At 33.3% G+C, this 25,295-nt stretch carries 21 protein-coding genes and 1 tRNA gene; 13 read left to right on the top strand and 9 right to left on the bottom strand.

Translation table 11 applies throughout. The features are described from left to right. The first annotated feature begins 53 nt into the window (after positions 1–53). Together VB776_RS11220 and arsS are read left to right on the top strand one after the other, a co-directional pair. Positions 54–386, top strand: coding sequence for an arsenosugar biosynthesis-associated peroxidase-like protein (locus tag VB776_RS11220; protein WP_323329027.1), 333 nt, complete (start codon positions 54–56; stop codon positions 384–386). Between the two features lie 6 nt (positions 387–392). Beyond that, positions 393–1,436, top strand: a complete 1,044-nt coding sequence (gene arsS / locus VB776_RS11215; protein ID WP_323329025.1) for an arsenosugar biosynthesis radical SAM (seleno)protein ArsS — start codon at positions 393–395, stop codon at positions 1,434–1,436. A gap of 547 nt (positions 1,437–1,983) precedes the next feature. On the opposite strand, the gene holA is transcribed toward arsS, so the two are convergent. Together holA and VB776_RS11205 are read right to left on the bottom strand one after the other, a co-directional pair. Then, entirely contained in the window at positions 1,984–3,003 is a 1,020-nt protein-coding gene (gene holA, locus VB776_RS11210) for a DNA polymerase III subunit delta (RefSeq protein ID WP_323329023.1), read from the bottom strand. Continuing rightward, positions 2,990–3,601: an acyl carrier protein phosphodiesterase gene (locus VB776_RS11205; RefSeq protein ID WP_323329021.1), complete on the bottom strand. Its 612-nt coding sequence runs from the start codon at positions 3,599–3,601 to the stop codon at positions 2,990–2,992. The genes holA and VB776_RS11205 overlap by 14 nt, the downstream gene beginning before the upstream one ends. Before the next feature lie 107 nt (positions 3,602–3,708). Between VB776_RS11205 and VB776_RS11200 the strand changes: the two genes are divergently transcribed. After that, positions 3,709–4,221 (top strand): FKBP-type peptidyl-prolyl cis-trans isomerase, encoded by a 513-nt coding sequence (locus VB776_RS11200; protein WP_323259135.1) that lies wholly within the window; start codon positions 3,709–3,711, stop codon positions 4,219–4,221. 122 nt (positions 4,222–4,343) lie between these two features. Beyond that, entirely contained in the window at positions 4,344–4,802 is a 459-nt protein-coding gene (locus VB776_RS11195; protein ID WP_323329019.1) for a deoxycytidylate deaminase, read from the top strand. Between the two features lie 130 nt (positions 4,803–4,932). Here the strand turns inward: VB776_RS11195 and VB776_RS11190 are convergent, their stop codons facing one another. The 5 genes from VB776_RS11190 to VB776_RS11170 form a co-directional block, all read right to left on the bottom strand. After that, the gene (locus VB776_RS11190; protein ID WP_109744482.1) at positions 4,933–5,796 is read right to left on the bottom strand and encodes a sigma-70 family RNA polymerase sigma factor; all 864 of its coding nucleotides are present in this window, start codon (positions 5,794–5,796) and stop codon (positions 4,933–4,935) included. Between the two features lie 148 nt (positions 5,797–5,944). Beyond that, the gene (gene pnp, locus VB776_RS11185) at positions 5,945–8,074 is read right to left on the bottom strand and encodes a polyribonucleotide nucleotidyltransferase (protein ID WP_323329017.1); all 2,130 of its coding nucleotides are present in this window, start codon (positions 8,072–8,074) and stop codon (positions 5,945–5,947) included. A 220-nt stretch (positions 8,075–8,294) separates the two neighbouring features. Beyond that, the gene (gene rpsO, locus VB776_RS11180) at positions 8,295–8,570 is read right to left on the bottom strand and encodes a 30S ribosomal protein S15 (RefSeq protein WP_184135770.1); all 276 of its coding nucleotides are present in this window, start codon (positions 8,568–8,570) and stop codon (positions 8,295–8,297) included. A gap of 79 nt (positions 8,571–8,649) precedes the next feature. Beyond that, a complete protein-coding gene (locus tag VB776_RS11175) occupies positions 8,650–10,131 on the bottom strand; it encodes an LptF/LptG family permease (RefSeq protein ID WP_323329015.1) in 1,482 nt (493 codons plus the stop codon). Positions 10,132–10,244: 113 nt separating this feature from the next. Next, positions 10,245–10,637, bottom strand: a complete 393-nt coding sequence (locus VB776_RS11170; protein ID WP_323259143.1) for an START-like domain-containing protein — start codon at positions 10,635–10,637, stop codon at positions 10,245–10,247. Positions 10,638–10,966: 329 nt separating this feature from the next. Here VB776_RS11170 and VB776_RS11165 point away from each other — a divergent pair. Together VB776_RS11165 and menD are read left to right on the top strand one after the other, a co-directional pair. Further along, positions 10,967–11,040, top strand: a tRNA-Met gene (locus VB776_RS11165). Positions 11,041–11,129: 89 nt separating this feature from the next. Next, entirely contained in the window at positions 11,130–12,848 is a 1,719-nt protein-coding gene (gene menD / locus VB776_RS11160; protein ID WP_323329013.1) for a 2-succinyl-5-enolpyruvyl-6-hydroxy-3-cyclohexene-1-carboxylic-acid synthase, read from the top strand. A gap of 44 nt (positions 12,849–12,892) precedes the next feature. Here menD and VB776_RS11155 read toward each other — a convergent pair whose 3' ends face one another. Next, positions 12,893–13,795: a tetratricopeptide repeat protein gene (locus tag VB776_RS11155; RefSeq protein ID WP_323329011.1), complete on the bottom strand. Its 903-nt coding sequence runs from the start codon at positions 13,793–13,795 to the stop codon at positions 12,893–12,895. A 235-nt stretch (positions 13,796–14,030) separates the two neighbouring features. Here VB776_RS11155 and VB776_RS11150 point away from each other — a divergent pair, with 235 nt between their 5' ends. Both VB776_RS11150 and VB776_RS11145 read left to right on the top strand, forming a co-directional pair. Beyond that, positions 14,031–14,477, top strand: coding sequence for a peptidylprolyl isomerase (locus VB776_RS11150; protein ID WP_323259149.1), 447 nt, complete (start codon positions 14,031–14,033; stop codon positions 14,475–14,477). Positions 14,478–14,502: 25 nt separating this feature from the next. Beyond that, a complete protein-coding gene (locus VB776_RS11145; RefSeq protein ID WP_323329009.1) occupies positions 14,503–14,745 on the top strand; it encodes a hypothetical protein in 243 nt (80 codons plus the stop codon). Between the two features lie 97 nt (positions 14,746–14,842). Here VB776_RS11145 and VB776_RS11140 read toward each other — a convergent pair whose 3' ends face one another. After that, positions 14,843–16,654: a M61 family metallopeptidase gene (locus VB776_RS11140; protein ID WP_323329007.1), complete on the bottom strand. Its 1,812-nt coding sequence runs from the start codon at positions 16,652–16,654 to the stop codon at positions 14,843–14,845. A 224-nt stretch (positions 16,655–16,878) separates the two neighbouring features. On the opposite strand from VB776_RS11140, the gene VB776_RS11135 reads away from it, so the two are divergent. The 5 genes from VB776_RS11135 to VB776_RS11115 all read left to right on the top strand — a co-directional run bounded on the left by VB776_RS11135 (position 16,879) and on the right by VB776_RS11115 (position 25,295). Further along, positions 16,879–19,902, top strand: coding sequence for a tetratricopeptide repeat protein (locus VB776_RS11135; protein ID WP_323329005.1), 3,024 nt, complete (start codon positions 16,879–16,881; stop codon positions 19,900–19,902). A 150-nt stretch (positions 19,903–20,052) separates the two neighbouring features. Then, entirely contained in the window at positions 20,053–21,741 is a 1,689-nt protein-coding gene (locus VB776_RS11130) for a porin family protein (RefSeq protein ID WP_323329003.1), read from the top strand. 48 nt (positions 21,742–21,789) lie between these two features. After that, positions 21,790–22,860: an HU domain-containing protein gene (locus tag VB776_RS11125; RefSeq protein ID WP_323329001.1), complete on the top strand. Its 1,071-nt coding sequence runs from the start codon at positions 21,790–21,792 to the stop codon at positions 22,858–22,860. Positions 22,861–22,889: 29 nt separating this feature from the next. Beyond that, positions 22,890–23,864 carry an energy transducer TonB gene (locus VB776_RS11120; RefSeq protein WP_323328999.1) on the top strand — a complete coding sequence of 325 codons (975 nt, stop codon included), beginning with the start codon at positions 22,890–22,892 and terminating at the stop codon, positions 23,862–23,864. A gap of 138 nt (positions 23,865–24,002) precedes the next feature. Then, positions 24,003–25,295 carry a bifunctional folylpolyglutamate synthase/dihydrofolate synthase gene (locus VB776_RS11115; RefSeq protein ID WP_323328997.1) on the top strand — a complete coding sequence of 431 codons (1,293 nt, stop codon included), beginning with the start codon at positions 24,003–24,005 and terminating at the stop codon, positions 25,293–25,295.

Below are 25,295 nucleotides of genomic sequence, written 5' to 3'. Positions count from 1 at the left end.
CAGCTGTTGTTATTTGTTGTAAATTCGTTATTCAACAATAAAAAAAACAAACGATGGAAAATTATTATAATCCTGAAGACCTTAAAAAATTTGGTAAGATAGGTGAGTTCCAAAAAGAGTTAGCTGATAAATTTTTTGATTATTATGGTGCTGTTTTCGCTGAAGGTGCTTTAACAGCTCGTGAAAAATCTCTCATTGCGTTGGCAGTTGCTCATGCCGTTCAATGTCCTTATTGTATTGACGCTTATACTACAGATACTTTAGAGAAAGGTTGTTCTGAAACGGAAATGATGGAGGCTGTTCACGTTTCTGCTGCCATTCGTGGAGGAGCAAGTTTAGTACATGGTGTACAAATGATGAATAAAGCCAAAGAATTATCAATGTAAGAACTTATGAAGTCATTAAAAGCAATTGGTCATCAGTTTGCTGAATCTTCTACCCAAATTAAATCACTTCATCAAGAGGTAGTTGATGTCTTGAAACTACCTACTTTTCAAGAAAAATTAGCAAATGCTTCTCTTTTCCCTTTAAAAACCAAGCAAATTGATACTTTGCAAATTAATGTTGGGAAAATGTGTAACCAAGTTTGTAAGCATTGTCATGTGGATGCTGGACCAGACCGAAAGGAAATCATGACTCAGGAAACCATGCAAGCATGTTTGGAAGCTTTAAAACGCTCTGATATTGCTATCGTAGATTTAACAGGTGGCGCTCCCGAGATGAATCCTCATTTTCGTTGGTTTGTAGAGGAAATTGCTAAACTCGGAAAGCATATTATTGTTCGTTGTAACCTTACTATCATTGTAGCCAACCCTAAATACAACGATTTACCTGAATTTTTTAAGCAACACCAAGTGGAGGTTGTTAGCTCTTTGCCTTTTTACAATGCTGATAAAACCGATCGCCAACGTGGACAAGGAGTTTTCGCTGATTCTATTAAGGCTTTGAAATTACTAAATGCTGTTGGTTATGGAATTGAGGAGGATTTAAAACTTAATTTGGTTTACAATCCCAATGGGGCTTTTATGCCCGCTCCGCAAGATAGTTTACAGAAACAATATAAACGTGCTTTGCTAAATGAATTCGGAATTGTATTTAATGATTTGTTCGCCATCACGAATGTTCCTGTGAGTCGATATTTAGATTATCTGATTACTTCTAAGAATTATGATGGCTACATGGAGAAACTGATTAATGCTTTTAATCCTGTAGCGGCTGAAGGAGTAATGTGTCGCTCTATGATTTCTGTGGGTTGGGATGGCTTTCTTTATGATTGCGATTTTAATCAAATGCTTGATTTAACTGTGAATACTGCTGTGAAACATATCAGTGATTTTGATAATGAGATATTATCTCAACGTAATATCGTCATCGGAGAACATTGTTACGCTTGTACGGCTGGGGCTGGCTCTAGTTGTGGAGGAAATACCATTTAAGAGGCTGTAAGTTTTCTTTTTGGAGTAATAAGATTTCTCAGCCAAGTAGGAATATTTCTTTTTAAGGTAGTAAGATTTCTCAGTCAAGTAAGAATATTTCTTTTTGTAGTAACAAGATTTCTTAGACACGTAAGAATATTTCTTTTTAGAGTAGCAAGATTTCTCAGACAAGTAAAAATATTTCTTTTTGGAGTAGCAAGATTTCTCAGACAAGTAAAAATATTTCTTTTTGGAGTAGCAAGATTTCTCAGACAAGTAAAAATATTTCTTTTCAGAGTAGCAATATTTCTTTAACCCAAAGGAGTGTTTAAATTAAACCTATAAGGATTTTGATGATTACCAGTTGATGAAATCTTTTAAATGAAATCCTTATAGGTTTTAGTCTTAATATTTCTTTTTGAGGTAAGAATATTTCTATTTAGACTAGTTGTATTTCTAAATTGAGGAGGAATTTTGTTTAACTACAAGACTAAAACCTATAAGGATTCTATCTAATTCTCTTATAATGAGAATGTTGTATAAATCCTTATAGGTTTAAAAATCATTTCTAATGCAAAATTCTAAAAGTCATTTCTCTTAAAGCTTCGCCGTCACTCAAAGAGCCACTTTCAATGCCTTTTGATTTTAAATCTAATTTCTTAATCTCATTAATAATCTGGATAACCTTTGAAAGATTGTAGTTTCTTACTGCTAATGAGTAATCTTTCGTGAAAAAGGGATTTACGCCCAACACTTGTGCTAAATTTTTCTCTGTTTTATCGGCAGTAACATGCGTTAGCAAGACTTTCGAAAAAAAGTTGAAGAGCATCATCACGATAGGAGCAAGCGGATTATATTTCGGATTCGAAGCAAAGAAATTAACAATTTGGTTGGCTTTCAACACATCACGGTTAATTAATGCTTTCTGGAATTCAAAATAATTATATTCTTTACTGATGCCTACAAATTTCTCGACTACATGTGCATTGATTTCCTCATCTACTCGTAGGTTCAATACAATTTTATTGATTTCTGAAGCCAATCGTTTCAAATCGTTTCCAACGTTTTCAATCAGCATTTCAATGGCTTTTCTACTGATTTTCAAGCCTTGTTCATGGCAATACTCCAATATCCAATCTGGAATTTTATTATCATATAGCTTTTTAGAAGGCATCAAAACGCCAGATTTATCAAAAGCTTTTACCCATGCTTTGCGTTCATCGACGGCATCTTTAAACATTAAAACTAGAATCGTCGAAGAAAGTGGATTTTTAGCATAATTTTCAAGGGCAACTTGCATATCTTTTTGCTCTAACCCTTGGATTCCCTGTGCTTCTTTCACCAAAATAAGCTGTCTGTCCGACATCATCGGGAAGCTTTTGGCATAAGATAACAAAGAAGGAACGCTCAAATCTTTTCCAAATAAAATATATTGGTTAAAGCTTTTATCGCCCGTTCCTAAAGCATGTTCCTCTAAATAATCCGCAACTTTTTCGATATAATAAGGCTCATCGCCATGTAATAAATACAGCGGAGCATAGTGTTTTTTCTTTAAATCTTTTAAAACTTCAATACTAGATTTTGGCATTATGTTGTTTTGCTAAAATGTCTTGACAATACGAAATGAGTTCTGGAAAGAAAACCTGAAATTCTTCCAAATATAAGTCATAATCTCTTTTTAAATCTTCTGTGGCGTTTTCTATGCCCGATTCGAAACGTAATCTTTGTGAAATTCCTTTCAAGGACCATTCAATTCCTTGATATGTAGCATAGCCATTGAACCAATCACGAGTTACCATCGAATGAATGAGTCTTTCTATATTAACAGGCATATCATTTTTTCGTTGTTGAATCAAATGATAAAAACTTTGACTATAAACAGGCAAGGAAATGGGAGAGTAGTCGTGGAAATTTTTCGCAAGAAGATGATCGTAAAATACATCCACAATAATTCCAGCACATTTATGATATTGAGGTTGAAGTCTTTGAATACTTTTTCGAACCACAGGGTGCATATCTGTAAAAGAATCTATGGCTCTATGTAAAATAATGCCATTTTTAATGCCTCCATTTATCAAAGAATTTTGCTCATTATCAAGATTTCCTTTGATAAAATCACCCATCAAATTCCCGATTTTTATATCATCGTCATCGCCAGAAAGAAAAGTATGTGCTAGAAAATTCAACTTTTATGGTTTTTTTATTGTTCTGAGACCATAAAGTTAAGGAAAAACCCTTACGTTTGTGGCAAATACGGTTTCCTCAACGAAAACACTATCAAAAACTTAGTACAATGCAAATTTCAAATGAAAAGGTTGTTACCTTAACATACGAGCTAACAGTAACGGATGCTGAAGGCGTAAAAGATTTAATTGAAACCGTAGAACAAGAAGACCCAATGGTTTTTATTCAAGGTTTAAGTGGTTTACCAGAAGCTTTTGAAGAAAAAATTCAAGGACTTTCAGCGGGAGATACTTTTGAATTTTCAATTCCTGCGGAAGAAGGTTACGGTGAATACGACCCATCTGCTGTGGTTGAATTACCAAAAGAAATTTTTAAAGTTGACGGCGAATATGTAGAAGAAATGTTAGAAGTTGGTAATTTTTTACCAATGACTGATGACGCTGGAAATCGTTTAAACGGAAAAATTATTGCTGTAGAAGATACCTTAGTGAGAATGGATTTTAATCATCCATTGGTTGATAAAGAAATGTTTTTCAAAGGAACTATCGTTGCGGTTAGAGAAGCTACGCAGTCTGAACTAGACCACGGTCACGTTCATGGCGACGGCGGAGTACATCATTAATAGTTTATGAGTTTAAAGTTTATGAGCTTATGAGTTTAAAGTTGATGAGTTTTTTTACTCATAAGCTCATCAACTCATTAGCTCATCAACTGATAGCTCATAAACTCATAAACTCAAAAAGAATGCAGAAACCTGCTTTTGATGATATTTTTATGGATTTGGCTGTTAATCTAGCCAAACGCTCACATTGTGTGAAAGCACAAGTAGGAGCAGTACTTACAAAAGATACCAGAATTATTTCGATTGGTTATAACGGTCCACCCGCTGAAACACATAATTGTGATATAGAATTTCCAGTTGAAGGCTGTGAGAGAGACTCAAAAGGAAGTTGTTCTTTAGCATTGCATGCAGAACAAAATGCTATTTTGTATGCAGTAAAAAATGGCTCAAGTATTGAAGGCTCAACTATTTATGTAACACTTTCGCCATGTATCGCTTGTGCAAGAGTAATTTACACGATGAAAGTTGCAAAAGTAGTTTTTTTAAATTCTTATGCCGAATACAAAGGAATTCCTAAAGACGAAGGAGTGGAGTTTCTAAAGAAATTTGGAGTAGAAGTGGTTAGGTATAAAAAAGACTAAAGGACTTGAAGATTTGAGGACTTAATGACTTTAAGACTGGGAAGACTTAAAAAACAAAGGACTTAATAACTCAAAGAATAAAATCTTAAAGTCATTAAGTCCTATAGTCCTAAATCTAAAAGTCTAAAAACTATCCAAGATAAGTTTTCAACGCTTTACTTCTTGAAGTATGTCTTAAACGACGAATAGCTTTTTCTTTGATTTGACGAACACGTTCACGAGTTAAATTGAATTTTTCACCAATTTCTTCTAATGTCATAGCGTGTTCTCCGTTCAATCCAAAATATAAAGTAACTACATCTGCTTCACGTTGTGTTAAAGTAGATAAAGCTCTTTGTACTTCACGACGAAGGGAATCATTAATTAATCCTGAATCTGGCTTATCTTCACCGTCATTTTCCAAAACGTCCAACAATGAATTTTCTTCACCTTGTACGAATGGTGCATCCATCGAAACGTGACGACCCGAAATTTTTAATGTATCAACAACTTCACCAGTAGAGATTTCTAATACTTCTGCTAATTCTTCAGGAGTTGGCTCACGCTCGAACTTCTGCTCTAATTCAGAAAAAGTTTTAGAAATTTTATTTAATGAACCTACACGGTTCAAAGGTAAACGTACAATACGAGATTGCTCAGCTAAAGCTTGCAAAATAGATTGACGAATCCACCAAACAGCATAAGAGATAAATTTAAAACCACGAGTTTCATCAAAACGTTGAGCAGCTTTAATCAAACCTAAGTTACCTTCGTTAATTAAGTCACCTAAGCTAAGCCCTTGATTTTGATATTGTTTTGCTACGGATACCACAAAACGAAGGTTTGCCTTCGTTAGTCTTTCTAATGAAAGTTGATCCCCGTCACGAATTTTCTGAGCTAAAATAACCTCCTCCTCTGGTGTCAATAAATCCACCTTACCAATCTCTTGTAAATACTTATCAAGGGATTGACTCTCTCTGTTAGTAATTTGCTTACTAATTTTTAGCTGTCTCATATTATACTTGTTATATTTTAAATGGTTAACAAATCCAAATGGTAAAAACCAAACAATTATATAAAGACAAAATCGTCAAAATATAATCGTTTGGTAAAATATATTTTTAATGCGTTATCAAGAGAACGTAATAAAATTCGGATTTGTTCTAATTCTTTTCTGGTTTTGGTAAAAGAGCTTTACGTGATAAACGGAACTTTCCAGTTTTCTTATCAACTTCAATCAATTTTACTTTTACTTGTTCGCCAATTTGTAATACACCTTCTACTGTTTCTAAACGTTCCCATTTAATTTCAGAGATGTGTAATAAACCATCTTTGCCCGGTAAGAACTCAACAAATGCACCAAATGGCATAATTGATTTTACAATACCATCGTAAACTTCTCCTTCTTCTGGAATCATTACAATTCCTTTAACCATTGCAACAGCTTTATCCATTGACTCTTTGTTTGAAGAGAAAATAGAAACATAACCACCGTCTGGTTTTTCTTCAATCGTAACAGTTGCTCCAGATTGTTTTTGAATATCTTGAACGATTTTACCACCTGGCCCGATTACTGAACCAATTTGGTCTTTCAAGATTTTAATAACCATTGCTCTTGGAGTATGCGGTTTCAATTCAGCTCTCGTAGTTTCGATAGCTTCTTTCATCTTACCCAAAATGTGTAAACGACCACGTTTTGCTTGATCCAAAGCTTCTGCCAATACTTCATACGAAAGTCCGTCAACTTTAATATCCATTTGACAAGCAGTGATACCATTTTCAGTACCAGTTACTTTGAAGTCCATATCTCCTAAGTGATCTTCATCACCCAAAATGTCAGAAAGTACAGCATATTTACCAGTCTTGGGGTCAGAAATTAAACCCATAGCAATACCAGAAACAGGCGCTTTGATTTTCACACCAGCATCCATCAATGCTAAAGTACCAGCACAAACGGTAGCCATTGATGAAGAACCATTCGATTCTAAAATATCAGAAACTACACGAATTGTATAAGGATTGTCAACATCAGCAGGTAATACTTTTTTGATAGCACGCATTGCTAAGTTACCATGACCGATTTCACGACGACCAGGTCCTCTGTTTGGTCTAACTTCACCTGTTGAGAAACCTGGGAAGTTGTAGTGTAACATAAAACGGTTGTAACCAGACGTCATCGCTTGATCAACGATTTGTTCATCTAATTTCGTTCCTAATGTTACTGTTGTAAGTGATTGAGTTTCACCACGAGTAAAGACTGCTGAACCGTGTGGAGAAGGTAAATAATCAACTTCGCAAGTAATTTGACGAATTTCGTCTAATTTACGACCATCTAAACGATAACGTTCGTTCAATACTAATTGGCGAGCCGCTTCTTTTTCGATGTCATGGAAATACCATTTTGCTAAAGTTTTATTAACAGTAGAATCTTCTGGCAATGAAGTGAAATATTCTTCTTCAATAGCTTTGAATGATTCTTTTCTGCCGTTTTTACTTGGGTTAGCTAATTTTACAGCCTCATAGAATTTAGTAAAATAAGTATCCCAAAGGAATTTCTTCAATTCTTCATCATGTGTTTCGTGATTGTAAACACGCTTTTCTGTTTTACCAGTTTCAGCAGTTAATTCAATCAAAGCCGCACATTGAATTCTAATAGCATCATGAGCAATTTTCAAAGCTGCAAGCATATCAGTTTCAGAAATTTCATTTCCTTCACCTTCTACCATCAAAATATCATTTACGTTTGCTGCAACCAATAATTCTAGTTCAGCATTGGCAATTTGTGATGAAAGAGGGTTAACAACAAATTCTCCGTTGATTTTTGCTACACGTACTTCTGAAATTGGACCATTGAATGGAATATCTGATACTGCTAAACAAGCTGCTGCTGCTAAACCTGCAAAAGCATCAGGAGTGATTTCTGAATCAGCAGAAATCATCGTAATCATTACTTGTGTATCAGCGTGATAATCTGAAGGGAAAGTAGGGCGTAAAGCTCTATCTACTAAACGGCTAACTAAAATTTCATAATCAGAAAGTCTAGATTCACGGCGTAAAAAACCTCCTGGGATTTTACCCGCAGAGGCAAATTTTTCTTGGTAATCAACTGATAATGGTAAAAAATCAGTTCCTTCTTTGGCTGTTGGGCTTGATACCACCGTTGCCAAAAGCATCATGTTTCCGCTTCTCACGACCACAGACCCATCTGCCTGTTTTGCGAGTTTACCTGTTTCGATGGTGATTTCTTTACCATCGGGCATTATTATTTTCTTCGTAATTACGTTAAAAGACATATATTTTGATTAATTACCTTGTTGGATTAATTGTTTAACGTATCGAACAAGGTTTTTGTTGGATGTTGATTCGCATATTCTCTGTTCGTCAATGCTCAATTTATCGTTAAATTGTCTAGAGAAACTACTTTACTGACGAACCACAAAAAATTGACGAGTACCCAAAGAGAGGAAATGTAAGCAGGGAATCTTTTTCAAGACTCCCTGCTTTGAAAGAAAATTACTTTCTAATGCCTAGTTCAGCAATGATAGCACGGTAACGAGTAATATCAGTTTTGATTAAATAATCTAATAAACTTCTACGTTTACCAACCAACTTCAAAAGACCCATACGAGTAGAGTGATCCTTTTTGTTTTTCTTTAAGTGTTCTGTCAAATGAGAGATTCTGAAAGTAAACAAAGCGATTTGCGACTCTGCAGAACCAGTATCAATTTTTGACTTCTCATGTCCACGAGATTCGAAAATCCCCTGCTTTACTTCTGAAGTTAAATACATCTTCAACCAGTTTAAATTGTTATAAAATATGAAAACGTGCAAAAATAACGCTTTTTTTACCTAATAACAAATCTAATCCTTAATTATTAAAGAATCTCTTTGAAAACTTTAGTTTTTTGAAGCTTTCTTTAGCTTGATTGAAATAAACAATGTAAGCATCGCTCTCAAAAAGACGAGAATCATTTTTGGCTTTGTTCAGAAAGTACAGACCAATAAAAAACAATACTGTATTTGAAAGCCAAGCACCAATTTGTACAATTACTCTACTTTCTTTTGCAGCTTTGTCGCCTTGCTGTGTCATTACATACATTAATATAAAGAACACAATTGCAATAACAACAGGCAAACCAAAACCTCCTTTTTTGATAATACCTCCTAATGGCGCTCCAATAAGGAACATTACAAAAACCGCAATGGCATTCGTGAATTTATGATGCCATTCAAGATTTGTTTTCCTCAAATCTTCACCTTTTGACTTTAAAGCAGAAGCATTACTTTCTGCAAAACTTAAAACATTATTGGTTTGAGAAATAGCAAAATCAAGTACTTGAAAAGGATTGGCAGTTCTATTATCTCTTTTTTTGATGAGTGAATCCAAGCTACTCATCTTCATTTTTTTAAGTTTTTTTTGCTCTTCTGTTAATGGAAGAGGCAACCTGTTCATTTCAAAAAGATAATATGAACGAGAATTATCATAAAAATTTTCTTTAATTCTATTAAAATCTCTTTTGAGTGAATCAGCATCTTTAGCTAATTCATCATAGCTTCTCATCATTTGATAATGCTTAAATTGTTCTTCTTCGGTTTTGTGCATATCAAAAGCTGCTAAACTCATTACTACTTTACTCTTCGTAAAAGCATGAGTTACCATATCGGTCTGGTTGGTATTACTTGTTTTGTCTGCATCTTCTACATAATCATTACCATTAAAAAGCTCAAAAATTAGATATTGTTTATCCATGATGGTGTACATCAATGCAGAATCAGCCAAAGTTAGATGTTTGTTACCATCATTTTTTGTGTGGTCGAAGATGACAATATTTTTCAAGGTTTTATTGTCAGCATATTTTTTTGATACTTTGATACTGTATCCAGGCAAATCATTATAAAAAATGCCTTCTTTAATATTTAAGGTTGTTTTTGTGGTTTTGATGTCGTAAAGTAATCTATAGCCTTTGAGGTTTGCCCAAGGTAAAGCAACATTATTGAACCAGAATGCAAAAAGACTAATGAATACTGCAATGACAAACATGGGTTGCATAGCACGAGTAATGGAAATTCCAGCACTTTTAATAGCTGTCAGTTCAAAAAATTCGCCTAGTTTTCCATAAGTCATTAGTGTAGAAAGTAGCATCGCCAAAGGTAAAGCGATGGGAATTGTGATTAGACTAAAATAGAAAAAAAGCTCAAAATATACTTCAACACCCAAATCTTTCCCGAAAAGATCGGCGAAATACACTAAAATAAGCCTCATCAAAAAAATAAAAATGACTACAGCTAATGTTAAAACAAAAGGTTGCCAGAAGGCTTTGATGATAAGTTTATCAAGTTTCTTAATCATATTCTATAATTAAAACGCTCGTATTTCATCAAATGAAAAACGAGCGTTGTGTGCGTCTGTTCAAAGAAACGCAAAATTAAATATTTTTGAGTTGATACGCTTGTTAAATAAGCTTAATTGCCAACAATTTCTTTGAGTTTATAGATTAAATCTTCCCATAACTCGCTCAATTCATTGTCGTCTGTGTTATCAGAGTAGTCAACAATTTTCAAATAGGTTGAACCCGTCAAATCACTTACTTCCATCTTGAATTCGATATAGTTATGGTCACGATCTTCAGGACTGCTTGGTAAAAAATCAAATTTTGCTGATTTATTTAACCTCAATTGTGAAAGTTTGGCAATGTGGCTGTCTCCATCCCAAGAAAAATCAAATGTTGAACTGTCTTTCAATGTGACTTTCTCTGCAAACCACTGTTGTAAGCCAGATGCCGAGCTGATGTAAGGAAAAAGTACCTTAGGAGAGGCTCTCAATTCAAATTCTACAATAAATTTATGTTTGCTCATAATCCTAACATTTAAAGGTATTTAAATCACTAAATTACTCGTCTCCATAGTTTGAGGAGATAGGGATCGAGTAATTGACTACCGAAACTCTGTTTTGGCAAAGGTATAAATGTTAGAGAAATACGCAAGCTTTTTTTTTAATTTCAAAAAAATTACTTTTTTTTTGATAAAAAAAGCATCTGCTTTCCTTCTTGATTCTCAATTATTTATAATGAATATTGATTGTAAAACGGTTAAAAGAAAAAAATATTTTCAATAAAAAATGAAAGTATTTGTGAAATCACTTTGCATTTGAACACAAAAGTGCTAATTTTGCACCACAATACGACAGCGGGATAGCTCAGATGGTTAGAGCGTAGGATTCATAACCCTAAGGTCGGCAGTTCGATCCTGCTTCCCGCTACTTATTAAAAGCGTAATTAATTGAATTTCAATTGGTTACGCTTTTTCTTTTTTAATCTGTTTTTAGGGTTTATTAATCTGTAAATATCTATGCTTTTACAACCCATAGTTAATCTTGTAGAAATTCTTTCGAGAAAAGGTGTTAATGATGCCATCATTTCACCCGGTTCAAGAAATGCTCCGTTGACGATTGCTCTGGTTCGTCATCCTGATATTAAAACTCTATCAATTTCTGACGAACGTTCGGCCGCTTTCATTGCAATGGGAATGGCTCAAAACCTTAAAAAACCTGTTACTATTTGTTGTACTTCTGGTTCGGCAGCTTATAATTATGCACCAGCTGTTGCGGAAGCTTTTTTCCAAGAAATTCCGTTGATTATTCTTACAGCAGATAGACCCAAAGAGTGGATTCATCAACATGATGGGCAAACGATTTATCAAACTGATATTTTTGGAAAACACGTTAAACAAAGTTTTGAAATAGGAGCTGACTACAGTCATCCTGATGCTATTTGGCATATTGAGCGTACTGTAAATAACGCTGTTAATTTAGCAAATACTTTCCCGAAAGGACCAGTTCATATCAATATCCCACTGAGAGAACCTTTTTATCCTGCTGAAAATGAGCAAATTAGATTTGATAATGATGTTAGAGTTATTGAAAGATTAGATACTGAAAACACACTTTCAAAAGAAGTTTGGGCTACTCTTTTACAAAGTATTGAACAATATGACAGAGTATTAATTGCTGGTGGTCAAAACGAATATAATCCAGCTTTAACAGCTGTTTTACAGAAATTACAAGATGAATTTAACTTCCCAATCCTTGGCGATGCTATTGCTAATTTGAAGTTTGATGTAATCTCAAATCATGATATTTTTCTGAATCAAGAGACAGATAATCTAAGGCCAGAACTCTTAATTACTTTTGGAAAATCTTTTATTTCAAAGAGCTTTAAAACCTTTTTACGTAAAAATAAAGCCATTGAACATTGGCATTTAAGTCTCGATAATCACTTGATTGATACTTTTCAATCTTTAACGAAAGTAATTCCTGTTCAACCTCAGTACTTTTTTGAGAAACTTCTTGAGGATATTGATTTTGCTCAATTTAAAAATGGTGATGACGAAGAAAGAGATGGCTTTTATTTAGATGAATGGAAAAAAAATAACTTTAAAGCAAAGAGTTATCTTGAACATTTCTTTTTAGCAGATTTTCATCAAAAGCAACTCAATGAATTTTATGCGATTAAAAAATTATTAGATGCAATTCCTGCTAATAGCCAATTACACTTAGCGAATTCTATGTCAGTACGTTATGCAAATTATATTGGTACTGCTCCCGAAAAACAAATTGAAATCTTTGCTAACAGAGGAACAAGCGGGATTGATGGTTGTGTAAGTACTGCTTTGGGGGCTGCTTTGAGTACGGATAAATTAGTTTATTTATTAATTGGGGACTTGGCTTTCTTTTATGACAGAAATGCTCTTTGGAATCGTTATATTCCTGATAATCTGCGTATTATTTTAATCAATAATCACGGTGGTGGAATTTTTAGAATGATAGATGGCCCAAGTAAACAAGCTGAATTAGCTGATTATTTTGAAACGGTTCAATCTTATACCGCTGAAAAAACTGCTTTAGAAGCTGATCTAGATTATTTTAATGCTAAAACAGTGGATGAATTTCATGCTTTATCAACAGCTTTCCTTGACCATAATGGAAAAGCGAAAATTTTTGAAATTGAAACAAATAGTGTTTATAACACAGAAATATTCAAACAATTTAAGGCTGGCTTTTCGGCTTAGTTGATAACAAAAAAGACTTTACGATGAGCGTAAAGTCTTTTTTGTTATTTTATTTCTATGCTATTATCAAGCTTTTTAGCTTCTGTAAATTTGGCTTGTGCTTCCGTTTCTTTTCCGATTTTTCTAAAATAATAACCTAAATTCCTCAGCGTATAAGCGTTTTGTGGGTTAATTCTCAAGGAGCGTTCCAAAGTTTCTTTTGCTAGTTCTAATTTCCCAATTTGTAATAAAATGTATCCATAATTGTTCAAATAGATGGCATCTGTTGGTTTTAGAGCGATGGCTTGTTCTGAATAAACTTTTGCTTCTTGAAATTTTTGCTCTTCTGAAAGAATAAAAGCAAGATTGTTCAAGGCAAAATCTTGTTTTGGATTAATTGCAATTGCTTTCTGAAAATCTTTCTTCGCTAAATCGTACTGCTTATTCTCAAAGTAAATAAAACCATGATTTGAATAGGCTTCGGCATTTTTAGGATTTATCCTGAGTGCTTTCTCATAATCTGCGGTAGCACCCGACGAGTTATTCATTTGTACTTTTACATTTCCTAGGCTCACAAAATAAAACGAAGAATCTTTAAAAGGAACAGAAATTTTCTCTAAATCTACCAAGCTGTTTTGAAAATCGCCTTTCTGAAAAAATATTTCTGAACGATTGTAATAAGCCTCCCAGTACTTTTTATCAAGATCAATGGCTTTATCTAAATCTGCCAAAGCTTCGTCCAGTTTATCTAACTTCTGATAAGCCAATGCTCTATTGTTGTAAGCATCTGCAAAATCTGGATTTTGAATAATGGCTTCATCGAACCAATGAATGGCTTCTTGATACTCTTTATCTTTTAATTTATAATTACCTCTTTGAAAGAATTTTATGGCTTCTTCTTTTTTATCAGCTCCGCAAGAGAAAAAAATCACGCAAGAGAGTATGAATAGGATTGATTTATTTTTCACTAAAATTAATGTGTTTGTTTGTACAAGACTGTGTTTAATCTTTGAATGGATTTTTTACATTCAATTTCGGCTTCAAAATTACTACAAATTGTTGAGAACGACTCATGCTAATTACTTTCAATTGTTTTTTTGAAAAATTAGGAAGACTGCCTTCGAAACTATGACTTTAACGCTTTTGTTTCTAATTTTGTGAGGGTGCTTTGTTACCTTTATTTAAACTTTAAAAAATATTACAATGATTAAAGCTGAAATGCTAACCGACAAAGGTTTGATGGTGATAGAATTTTACGAGCAAGATGCTCCAATTCATGTTAAAAACTTTGTTGATTTATCAAAAAGTGGTTTTTATGATGGCGTTACTTTTCATAGAGTATTACCAGATTTCGTAATCCAAGGTGGCGACCCAACTGGAACTGGTGGCGGTGGCCCTGGTTATACTATTCCTTGTGAATTAACTGGAAATAATCAATACCATGATCGTGGCGTTTTATCAATGGCTCACCGTGGAAGAAATACTGGTGGTTCTCAGTTCTTTATCTGCCATAGCCGTAGAAATACTGCTCACTTAGACCGTAACCATACTTGTTTTGGTAAAGTTGTTGAAGGTTTAGAGGTAATTGATGCGATTCGTGAAGGCGATGTAATTCAAAAAATTACAATTATCGAAGACGTAGTAGCTTAATTCTCACAATTAAAATTTATCTGATATGTACTTTATTGGCGAGTTGAAAGGTTCTAGTCCTGATTTGAAAATTTCATTATATAAATGGAATTCAAAGTTTTTTGTAAAATTCGAAACCCCAGATTTGGAGCAAGTCTATAAAATTTCAGAAATGGATGTTTCAGAAGACGAAATTCGAGCAATGGTGAACGAAGAATTTATCGAAAAAATAATTACTCGTTTTAAAGAAATGTATCAGGATTTAGGTGAATTGATGGGTGATTACTGAGAAATTCGCTGGATAGCGAAATAGATTTTTTCTCACAAAAAAGGCTTCTTGTTCAAAACAGGAAGCCTTTTTTGTGAGAAAATACAATTAAATTACTTTATAAAAATAACCATTTTTTATAAAGTGCTTGTTGCTCTGGGCTTTGATTTGCCAAAGGTTCAATCACGAAATTTTTGTTTGGATTTCTCAGAAGGGTAATCGGATATGTTTTTTCTAAACCATCTCGTTTTACTTTAACGGTCAATACTTCTCCAATTTTCTTATTACTTACGGCTTTTAAAAGATCCTCATTTTTAGTAATGGTTTGTCCGTCGATTTGAAGAATATCATCACCCACGTTCAACCCATTTATATAAGCAGGAGAATCTTTGATAATGCCAGTAATTCTCAAATTAGTAGTTTTGCTTAATTCCGCACCCAAGAAAGGCTCGTTCTTATCAGCATTTTTATCCACTAAATTCATTCCAACTGCTTCTAAATAAGTATTGTATGGAATGGTTTCTGTTCCGAAAATATATTTTTGGAAGAAATCATTCATACTTTTTCCTGCAATTGTTTCAACTGTTTTCTGGAATTCTTCATCTGTAAAACCTCTACCTTGTTTTTTGTAATATTCATTGTACAAAGCTCTCATTACATCATCGAGGTTTTTTGCACCTTTAGTCGATTGTAAAATAATAAGGTTTAATACTCCGCCTAGCACAGCACCTTTGTCATAATATGAAACGGTACTGTTTTTTGAATTTTCGTTCGGGCGATAATATTTTATCCAAGCATCCCAGCTAGATTCTGTTACAGATTGCGTTTTATTTCCGGGTTGATTTTCAATCGTGTTAATTTCAGAAGCATAAGTATTAATATAATCTTCTACGCTTTGTATGTTCGCTCTACGTAAAATATAACTTTGGTAGAAACTTGTACAACCTTCCGAGAACCACAACATGTGCGTATAGTTTTCGTTTTCGTAATCGAATGGACCAAGAGCTTTTGGACGAATACGTTTTACATTCCATAAGTGAAAATATTCGTGAGCCACCAAGCTTAATAAACTTTGGTAACGTCTTGGGTCAGCATAACTACTTCTTGAAGTTTGGCAAGTGGTTGAGTTTAAGTGTTCTAAGCCACCGCCACCCACAGCTAAATTATGAATCAAGAAAGTATAATCTTTACAAGGATGTTCGCCTACTACTGATAGTGCAGCTTCGCATACTTTTTTGAAATCAGCAGTTACTTTAGCCTCGTCAAATTTTGCTTCGCCATACATAGCAATTTTATGGGGAATTCCATTCAAATCAAATGAAAGTACTTTTTGTGTTCCAATTTCAATCGGTGAATCAATCAAAATATCAAGGTTTTCAGCTTGATAAGTAAAAGTACCAATGTTTTTTAAACCTGTGGAAACGGTAGTCCAACCTTGAAAAGGTTTAATTGTAAGCGTAGAAGGAACTTGTTTCCAAGCATTAACGTATAAGAATACACTTGCAGGGTTTAAATAACCATGAGAATCATCTAAGAAAGATGTTCTTACTGATAACTCATAAGCATATACTTTATAGGAAATATTTACTTCATTCGTGTTTTTATCAATTTGAACTCGCCAAGTATTTTTATTGATTTTATCTGATTTTAAAGGAATCGTTTTATTGGAAGCCTTTACACTTTCTACGTTTTTGGCATACTCACGAACGAGGTAAGAGCCGGGCGTCCAAACAGCCATTTTAAAATCAATATAACCTTGATTTTTCGTTTTGATGTCAAGATTAGATACTTTCAGGTTTACATCAAAATAGTGCGTTTGAGGTTGTTCCATCGAAAGCGTGTACTCAATTTTAGGCTGACTTATGGGGTTCTGAGCCCTCAGAAATTGGCAAATGAGTAGAAATACGGCTAATATTGATTTTTTTTTCATAATTTAATGTTTGTTATGAACGTTTTAAAATTAAATAATACTTTGCTGTGAAAAATGCTTGGTGACTTTTTAAATTTGCTTTCTAATTCAATACAAGCAAGCATTAAAGAATTTCACAAATGTCAAAAGTAATAATCCATAGCTTGTTTAACAAATTATTTTCTATCTAAAAATAATCATATTTACATTTTTTGATAGATTAAACACCCTAAAAATCATCTCTAATGAAAAGATTAACTTCGTTAGTAATCTCAACACTTCTTACTTCAACAATTGCTTTCCAGACAACTACTTTGGCACAAAGCACTTTAAGTTATTCAGATATTTCTGTGCATTTTAGAAATGGACAAGAACATTTTGAATCGAAGAATTATGAAGCTTGTAGAGCAGAACTAGCACAATACCTCGAAGCAGACAGAACCTTTTTGGAAAAAGAAGATGCCAATAAAGTATGGGCAGAATATTATTTAGTGAAGTGTAGTTTGTATTTGAATTATTCTGATACTGAATTATTGGCAAGCAGATTTGTTAGAAATTATCCTGAACATCCAATTGCTGCAACACTTTTTACGGAGATTGGAAATTACTTTTATGACCAAGGCGATTATGCTCGTGCTGTAGATTATTTATCAAAAAGTCCGAAATCAAATGAAGAAGCACAATATCGTTTAGGAATTTCACATTTCACACTTCAGAATTATAGAGAAGCCTTAAATATTTTTAGTGCCATCAAAGGTGGACAAGGAGCTTATGCTTCGTCGGCATCGTATTACTCTGGAATTATTAATTTCCGAGATAAAAAATATGAAGAAGCCATTTTTGATTTTAAACAAGCAGAACTTTCTACGGCGTATTTCTCAGAAATTCCAAGTTGGTTAGCACATAGTTATTACCGTCAAGGAAAATATACTGAAATGTTGGCCTACACTGAGCCTTTGTTAAGAGAGAAAAATTCAGGAAAGAAATTAGACGATGTATCTTTATTAAGTGCAGAAGTATATTTCCAACAAGCTAACTATATAAAAGCTGAAAATTATTATACCATTTATAAAAACTATAAGTCACAAGGAATGCCTCCAACGATTGCCTATCGTTATGGATATAGTTTGTATAAGACAGACCAATTTGCCCTTGCCAGCGAACAATTAAAAAATGTAGCAGCCAAAGGAGATACTCTTGGACAGTACGCTGCATATATTTTGGGAATTAGTTATTTGAAAGCCAATAATCCAAATTATGCTCTAGGAGCATTTGACCAAGCTAGAAAAACAAGTTTTAATAAAACGGTTACCGAAGATGCAGATTTCAATTATGCCAAAGTATTATTGGATTTGCAAAGAGGAGCGGAGTCTATCAAAGCTTTTGAAGGCTTTCTGGCAAAGTATCCAAATTCTAAATATGAAGATGAAGCCAATGAGTTGGTGAGTGAAGCTTATTTATATTCAAATAATTATCAAGCCGCTTTAGCTTATATTGAAGGTTTGAGAAAACGTACTCCAAGAACAAATGGAGCTTATCAAAGAATTTCCTTCAATCAAGCTGTGAAATTCTATAACGATGAGCGTTACGTTGATGCACTTCCTTATTTTGAGAAATCTTTATTAACACCAGAAAGTGCTGAAACAAAATACTCGGCAATTTTCTGGAAAGCTGAAGCTTTATCAGCAGAGAAACGTTATGCAGAAGCGATTCCTCTGTATCAAATGCTTATTGGAACTTCAGACCCCTCGGTGAGTACTTTAACGGAGATTCAAGGAAAAAGCAGATACTCATTAGCGTATTGCTACTATAATAATAAGGAATACGATAAAGCAAACAGAATTTTTAAAGAGTATGCAGATTTGATGAAATCTTCGGGCGACACTCAAGCATTACAAGATGCTTTGGTGCGTTTAGGAGATACTTACTTTGCTTCTAAAAATTACGATCAAGCAATTTATTATTATGATCAAGCCATTGCTGGTAATCGTTCTGACCGTGATTACGCTACTTTCCAAAAAGGTTTGGTTTTGGCTTTGAAAGGAAATGAAGCTGGAGCAAAAGCTGCTTTCCAAAAAGTACAATCAGATTTCCCCCAATCACTTTATTTTGATAATGCCCTTTATCAAGAAGCAAATCTTGAATTTGTAGCTGGTAGATACATTCCTGCTATTACAAGATTTACACAATTGATTAATAATAAACCGCAAAGTAGATTGATTCCTAATGCTTTATTGAAAAGAGCTGCGGCTTTCTCGAATACAGCGAATCACGAAGCTGCCATTTTAGATTACAAAAACATTTTGAAAAACTTCCCAACACTTCCACAAAGTAAAGATGCTTTGACAGGTGTTCAAGAAGCATTGAATGAAGTAGGTCGCCCTGATGATTTTTCAATGATTTTAATGGAATATCAAAGAACTAATCCAACTGATAATTCGGTAGTTGGTTTAGAATACGAAACAGCGAAACGTCTTTTCTATGCTGATAAATTTGACAAGGCTATTCCAGCTTTAACTGAATACATTCGTAAAAATCCAACAAGTGTAGAATCTTATGAAGCAAAATATTTGATTGCAGAATCTTACAGTAAGTTGAATGATAAAAATCAAGCGCTGAATTATTATTACCAAGTAATTGCTGATAATAAATATAAATCAGTCAATAAAGCATTGGTAAAAGCTGCTGAGATTGAATTCAATACAAATAATTTCAACCGAGCAATTACGAATTACAAAAATATTTTAAGATTAGTTGCTGATAAAAAAGACCAACAATCTGCTTTAATTGGTTTGATGGAATCGTATTATAAAATATCAAGAACAGATTCTACCATTTATTATGCCAATGAAGTAGCGAATACTCCTGATTTAGTGTTGGGTGCAAAAAGTAAAGCTAAACTTTATACAGGTAAAATTTATTTGGATAGAAACGATTTTGTAAAGGCTACTGATTTCTTTAATCAAACAATTGCGATTGCTAAAGATAATTATGGTGCTGAAGCACAGTATTTAATTGCGAGAATTCTTTACAATCAAAGAAAGTATAAAGAGTCGTCTGAAATGATTATCAGTAAATTCAGAAATGATTTTGCTGATGCTTCTGACAACATTGTTGGAAAAGCTTATTTATTACTTTCTGATGATTTTGTAGGTTTAGATAATATCGTTCAGGCTCGTGCTACTTTAAACTCTATTATTGAAAATCTTCCAGATCAAGAAATCGTCGCTGAAGCAAAAGCAAAATTAAAGGCTATCGAAAGAAAATAAGTAATAAATATGAATTATAAGTAATGAATTAAAAATGTAAGATATTGATATTCATTGTTATAATTATATAACAGCATCGTTTATTTTTCATCGACTACATAGTGTTCAAACAGACAGAAAATTGATTAGGTCATTAAAACCTTTCTTAAAATGCAAAATAGCTCATTCAATACCATATATACACGAGTTCCTCTTTTAATCATGGCGCTAGGTTTTTCATTAAAAATGAATGCTCAGAAAAAAGAAGGAGAAGTAAAAACAGATGAAATTGAAGTTTGGAAAGAAGCAAAAGTAAATTTGCCACAAGCCAACAGAATTTTCGAAAAGATTTCAACGGCAAAAATTGATAATAGTAAAAAGCCAATTCGATACGAATTTACAGAAAGAAGATTGCCTGTAGAAACACCTGAATTTAGTCCAATTGTTACAATGCCCGACAAAGGAAGTACTAAGGAAGACGAAAATGCAGAAAGATATAATAATATTATCAGAGCTGGTTTTGGTAATTATGGACATACTTTTTTAGAAGGTCACGCAGGGATTTCTACTGGAGAAGACAATTATCATGGAATTTATCTAAAACATAATGCTTTTAGATTAGGCCCGATTGGAGCAAATTACTCTGGTCAATCACAAAACTTAATCAAAGTACATAGTCGTACTTCATTGAGTTCGATGAAGTTAGCAGGTTCATTAGGTTGGGAAAGAAGAGGTTTTGATTTCTATGCTTATAGCCAAAGCAATTTTAATTTTCCAGAGTCTCAAATTTTTAATTCTTGGAATAAATTTAATTTTACAGGAGCAATCAGTAATAATAAAAAAGACGCAAAGGTAGATTATGTATTTAACTCAAATCTTTCTTATTTATTCACCCATCTGAAAGCCAATGAATTGGTTTGGAATGCAAGTATGAAAGGTGTGTATCCATTAACAGAAGAATTGTCGGCTTTGATGGAGGGAAATATTGTAATAGCTCAACGTCAAGATTCACTTACTTTATACCGCAATCTTTACAAGCTAAAACCTACTTTTCAATACAAGAATGATTTGTTTTCAATTTCTGCAGGTTTAAATATTATTAATGACCGAGAAAAAAATACTTTCAACCGCAGTTATTTATATCCAGTTGTCAAGCTTGATGTTCAGCCCTTGGAAGGTGTAAAAGTATTTGCGGGTTATGAAGGAGATGTTTATGCCAATAACCTTACATCTTTATTGACAGAAAATCAATGGTTGGGTCGATTTACACAATTAAGAAATACCAGAAAAACCGCTGATTATTTTGTTGGAGGAAAAGCTACATTATCTAATGGACTTTCGGTAGAAGCCAAAGTAAGTTATGCTCGTTACAAAGATTTCTATGTATTTAATAGCAATTCAACTGATAGTACTCGTTTTGATGTAATGTATTCAAATGATACAACGACTGTAAAAGTAACAACCTTCTCAGGTCAGGCAAGTTATCAAATCCAAGATATTTGGAAATCAAATTTCAAATTTGACGTAAATGTTTATAGCGGTTTAGGTAATCTTGAAGGCGCATGGCATCGTCCAGCTTTCAATGCCATTTGGACAAATACTTTTACTGTTAAAAATAAATTGTTGTTAGCATCTGATTTTTATATGATGACAGGATTGAAAGGTAAAAATTACGTAACAGATCGTGAAGTAAAACTTAAATCAATTATTGACTTAAATTTCAAAGCCACTTATTTACTTTCAGATCATTTGAATTTGTTTATTTCTGTGAATAATATATTAAATAAAAGCTATCAGCGTTACTTATATTATCCTACACAAGGGGTGAATTTTCTTGGTGGTCTGTCATATTCTTTCTAAATTCGTAAGCAGAACATATAAACAATTATTTGAATTATTTTAAAATTTATGACAACGGTACAAAATCATATTAGAGAATTACTCTTTGAACAAGATTGTGTTGTAATCCCAGATTTTGGTGGATTCGTCACCAATTTTGATTGTGCTAAGGTTGATAAATCTGAAAAATATATCAAGCCTGCTCAAAAATGGTTGGCCTTCAATGGTTTACTTAAAAATGATGATGGTTTGTTGTGCAACTATATTGCCAAAAATGAGGGAATAAATAGAGATGAGGCTAACCTTAAAATTAAGTCTTTTGTAGAAACAGCTAAAAAAGGAATACGTTTCGATCAGCGTTTTGATATTTCTGGAGTTGGTACTTTTACTGAAAATGAAGAAGGTAAAATTCAATTCAATCCTTCTGAGAACAGTAATTTTCTGGGTGAAAGCTTTGGATTAGAAAAAATATTGATCAAAAAATCTAATTTTATTCAACCAATTATTCAAGCAGAAACAATCAACACTAAGGTTTCTCCGAAAACGGTTCAACAAGTTTTTGCAAGCAATGACCGTGAAACTTCTGCTGAAGAAATTAAGTTGGTTATTAATCCGAATAAAACTCGTGAAATTCGTAAAAATCGTAGAAAAGGAACTGCAGTGTTAAAATTTTTACTGGGAATGTTTTCAGCAGCCTTATTTGTTTCGGCAATCTATTTATACGACAATGAGAAAAACAGTTTAAGCTCGTTTAATCCTTTTCATTTTTCTCAGAAACAAGCTCAAGAAGCCTATTCAGAGTCTATTGAAAAAGAAATTGCCAAATCTGAGCCAATTAAGGTAGCTCCAGTATTAACTAAAAAAGATACTTTAGTCAACATTGCAAAGCCGATAATAAATGAAGAGGAGAATCGTTTTTTTGTAATAGCAGGTAGCTTTGGAGAAAGAGAAAATGCAGAAAATCAATTATACGTTTTAAAAAGTAAGGGTTTTGCAAAAGCTTCAATTTTAAAGCCTCGCAAAAAAGGTAAATTAATTAAAGTTTCTGCAGGTGGTTTTACAGATGAACAAAGTGCTAATGAAGAGGCTATAAAAGTAGCTAAAGCAATTAATCAAAATGCTTGGATTTTTAAAAAGTAAATTCTGTGAATCTATAAATAATTATCACAATGAACTCCTATCATCTCGAAGAAGAAGAAAGTAAGAATAGGCAAAGAGCACTCATTATTACTATTGTCGTCAATGCCATAATGTTCTACTTGTTTTGGTACATTACAGTATGGACAGACGAGGAGAATAAAAAAGAAGAGTTGGCTGGTGGTGGTGGTTTTGTACTAAATTTTGGCACAGATAAATCAGGAAGCGGTAATGTTTATACAAGAAATAAAGCCAGTGATTTAAAAGAAGTAAATGAATCCAAAGCTGCTCCAGAAGAAAAGAAAGTAGAAAAGGTAATTACTAAGCCCGCTGTAGTTGCTCCAGAAGTTGAAAAAATAAAAAAAGTTGTAAAATCACCGAAGGAAGCACCACTCGTAAGTAGCAAAATTAGTAGTCCAGTTAAAGTCAAAGAGAGTATAAATACTAAAGTTGATAAAAAGATTCTATCAGCAAAACCAACTGAAGTAAAGCCGACTCCAACTCCTGCTAAACCCGTTGAGAAAATTAATAACTCAGCTTTATTACCAACAAAAAAAGGAACTTTAGCTTCAAATGGAACTACAGGTTCTGATTCAAGACCAGGAGGAGCTTCTGATGGAAATACAAGTGGAAGAGGTAATCAAGGTCAACCTAATGGACAAATAGTTCAAGGGGGTGAATATTCTAAAAGACCATTAGGTGATGGAAACGGTGGAACAGGAGGGAACGCTGGCGGTGGAAGTTCATTAAGTTTAACTGGTTGGACTTGGTTTAGTAAACCAGTGGTAGATGATGATTCAAACGATACGGGTATAATCCGATTTAAAATCAAAGTTGATTCTGATGGTGATGTAGTTGATATAAGCGTTTTAGAAAGTACAGTCAGCCCAACAGTGATGCAGAAGTACAAAAAAACAGTTCAGAGAACAAAATTTAGACCAACGAGTGATGGAGATAGACCTGAGTACTCATCAGGAACGGTAACATTTAAGTTGAGTCCAAGATAATAAATTCAAAAGTGTAAGTCGAAAGATTTACACTTTTTTTCTTTTAAGGAAGTTCATCAATTATCTTTGTTCATCATTCAATAAAGAAAAATAATCGGGATTATTCTTTAGCATGGTTTAGTTCCGATTTTTGAAAAAATGACTTATCAAGAAACAATCAATTATTTATACCAGCAATTACCAGTATTTCATCGAATTGGTAAAAAAGCCTTCAAGGCTAATCTTCATAATACACTTGCTATTTGTAATCATTTAGGAAATCCACAGGAAAAATTTAAGTCTATTCATATTGCCGGAACCAACGGGAAAGGGAGTACTTCTCATTTTTTAGCAGCTATTTTACAATCAGCAGGATATAAAACAGGTTTATATACTTCACCACATTTAAAATCTTTTACTGAACGGATTCGTATTAATGGACAGCCAATTCCAGAAGAAGAGGTTATTTCTTATGTTGTTGATAATCAAGTTTTTTTAGAAGATTTAAAGCCTTCATTTTTTGAAATGAGCGTAGGTATGGCTTTTGATTACTTTGCCAAACAGCAGGTTGATATTGCAGTAATTGAAGTTGGTTTGGGTGGACGATTAGACTCTACCAATGTAATCAATCCAGAGTTATCAGTAATTACTAATATTAGTTTTGATCATACCGATATTTTAGGAGATACTCTTCCACAAATTGCAGGTGAAAAGGCTGGAATTATTAAAAAAAATACACCAGTTGTCATCAGTGAATTTCAAAAGGAAACAAAGGATGTCTTTGTCCTAAAAGCTCAAGAAGAAAATGCTAAAATTTATTTTGCAGAAGATGATTTTGGAATTAAATCATCTAATAATAATGGTACTTCTTTAGAATTAGAAATTTCAATAAAAAAAACAGGAGTAACAAAAAAAATGACTTCTCAACTTACTGGAAGTTACCAATTAAAAAATATTCTTGGAGTATTAAAATCTGTAGAAATATTAAACAAACAAGGCTTTGATATTTCGGAAGAGGCTGTTTATCAAGGGATTGAAAAAGTGGTTTCAATTACTGGCTTAAAAGGTCGTTGGCAAATTTTATCTGAAAAACCTTTGATGATTTGCGATACCGCCCATAATTTAAGTGGAATTACAGAAATCCTATCGAGTATTGCAAATGTTAAATACCATCAGCTTTGGATGATTTTAGGATTTGTTTCAGATAAAGATATTGATGGAATTCTGACAATGCTTCCTAAAGAGGCAAACTATATTTTTTGTCAAGCAAATGTTCCTAGAGCCTTAGAAGCAAAATTATTGCAAGAAAAAGCAGAAAGTTACGCATTAAAAGGAGAGATTATTGAAGATGTGAATAAAGCAATAGCTTTTGTAAAAGGTAAATCTTCTGACATCGATATGATTTACATCGGTGGAAGTACTTTTGTGGTAGCAGATATTGATGAATTATAA

Origin of the sequence: Arcicella gelida (assembly GCF_034931025.1) — a bacterium.
Taxonomy (GTDB): domain Bacteria; phylum Bacteroidota; class Bacteroidia; order Cytophagales; family Spirosomataceae; genus Arcicella; species Arcicella gelida.
Note: the sequence above shows the minus strand (reverse complement) of the source record. Positions and strands in the feature narration are given on the sequence as shown.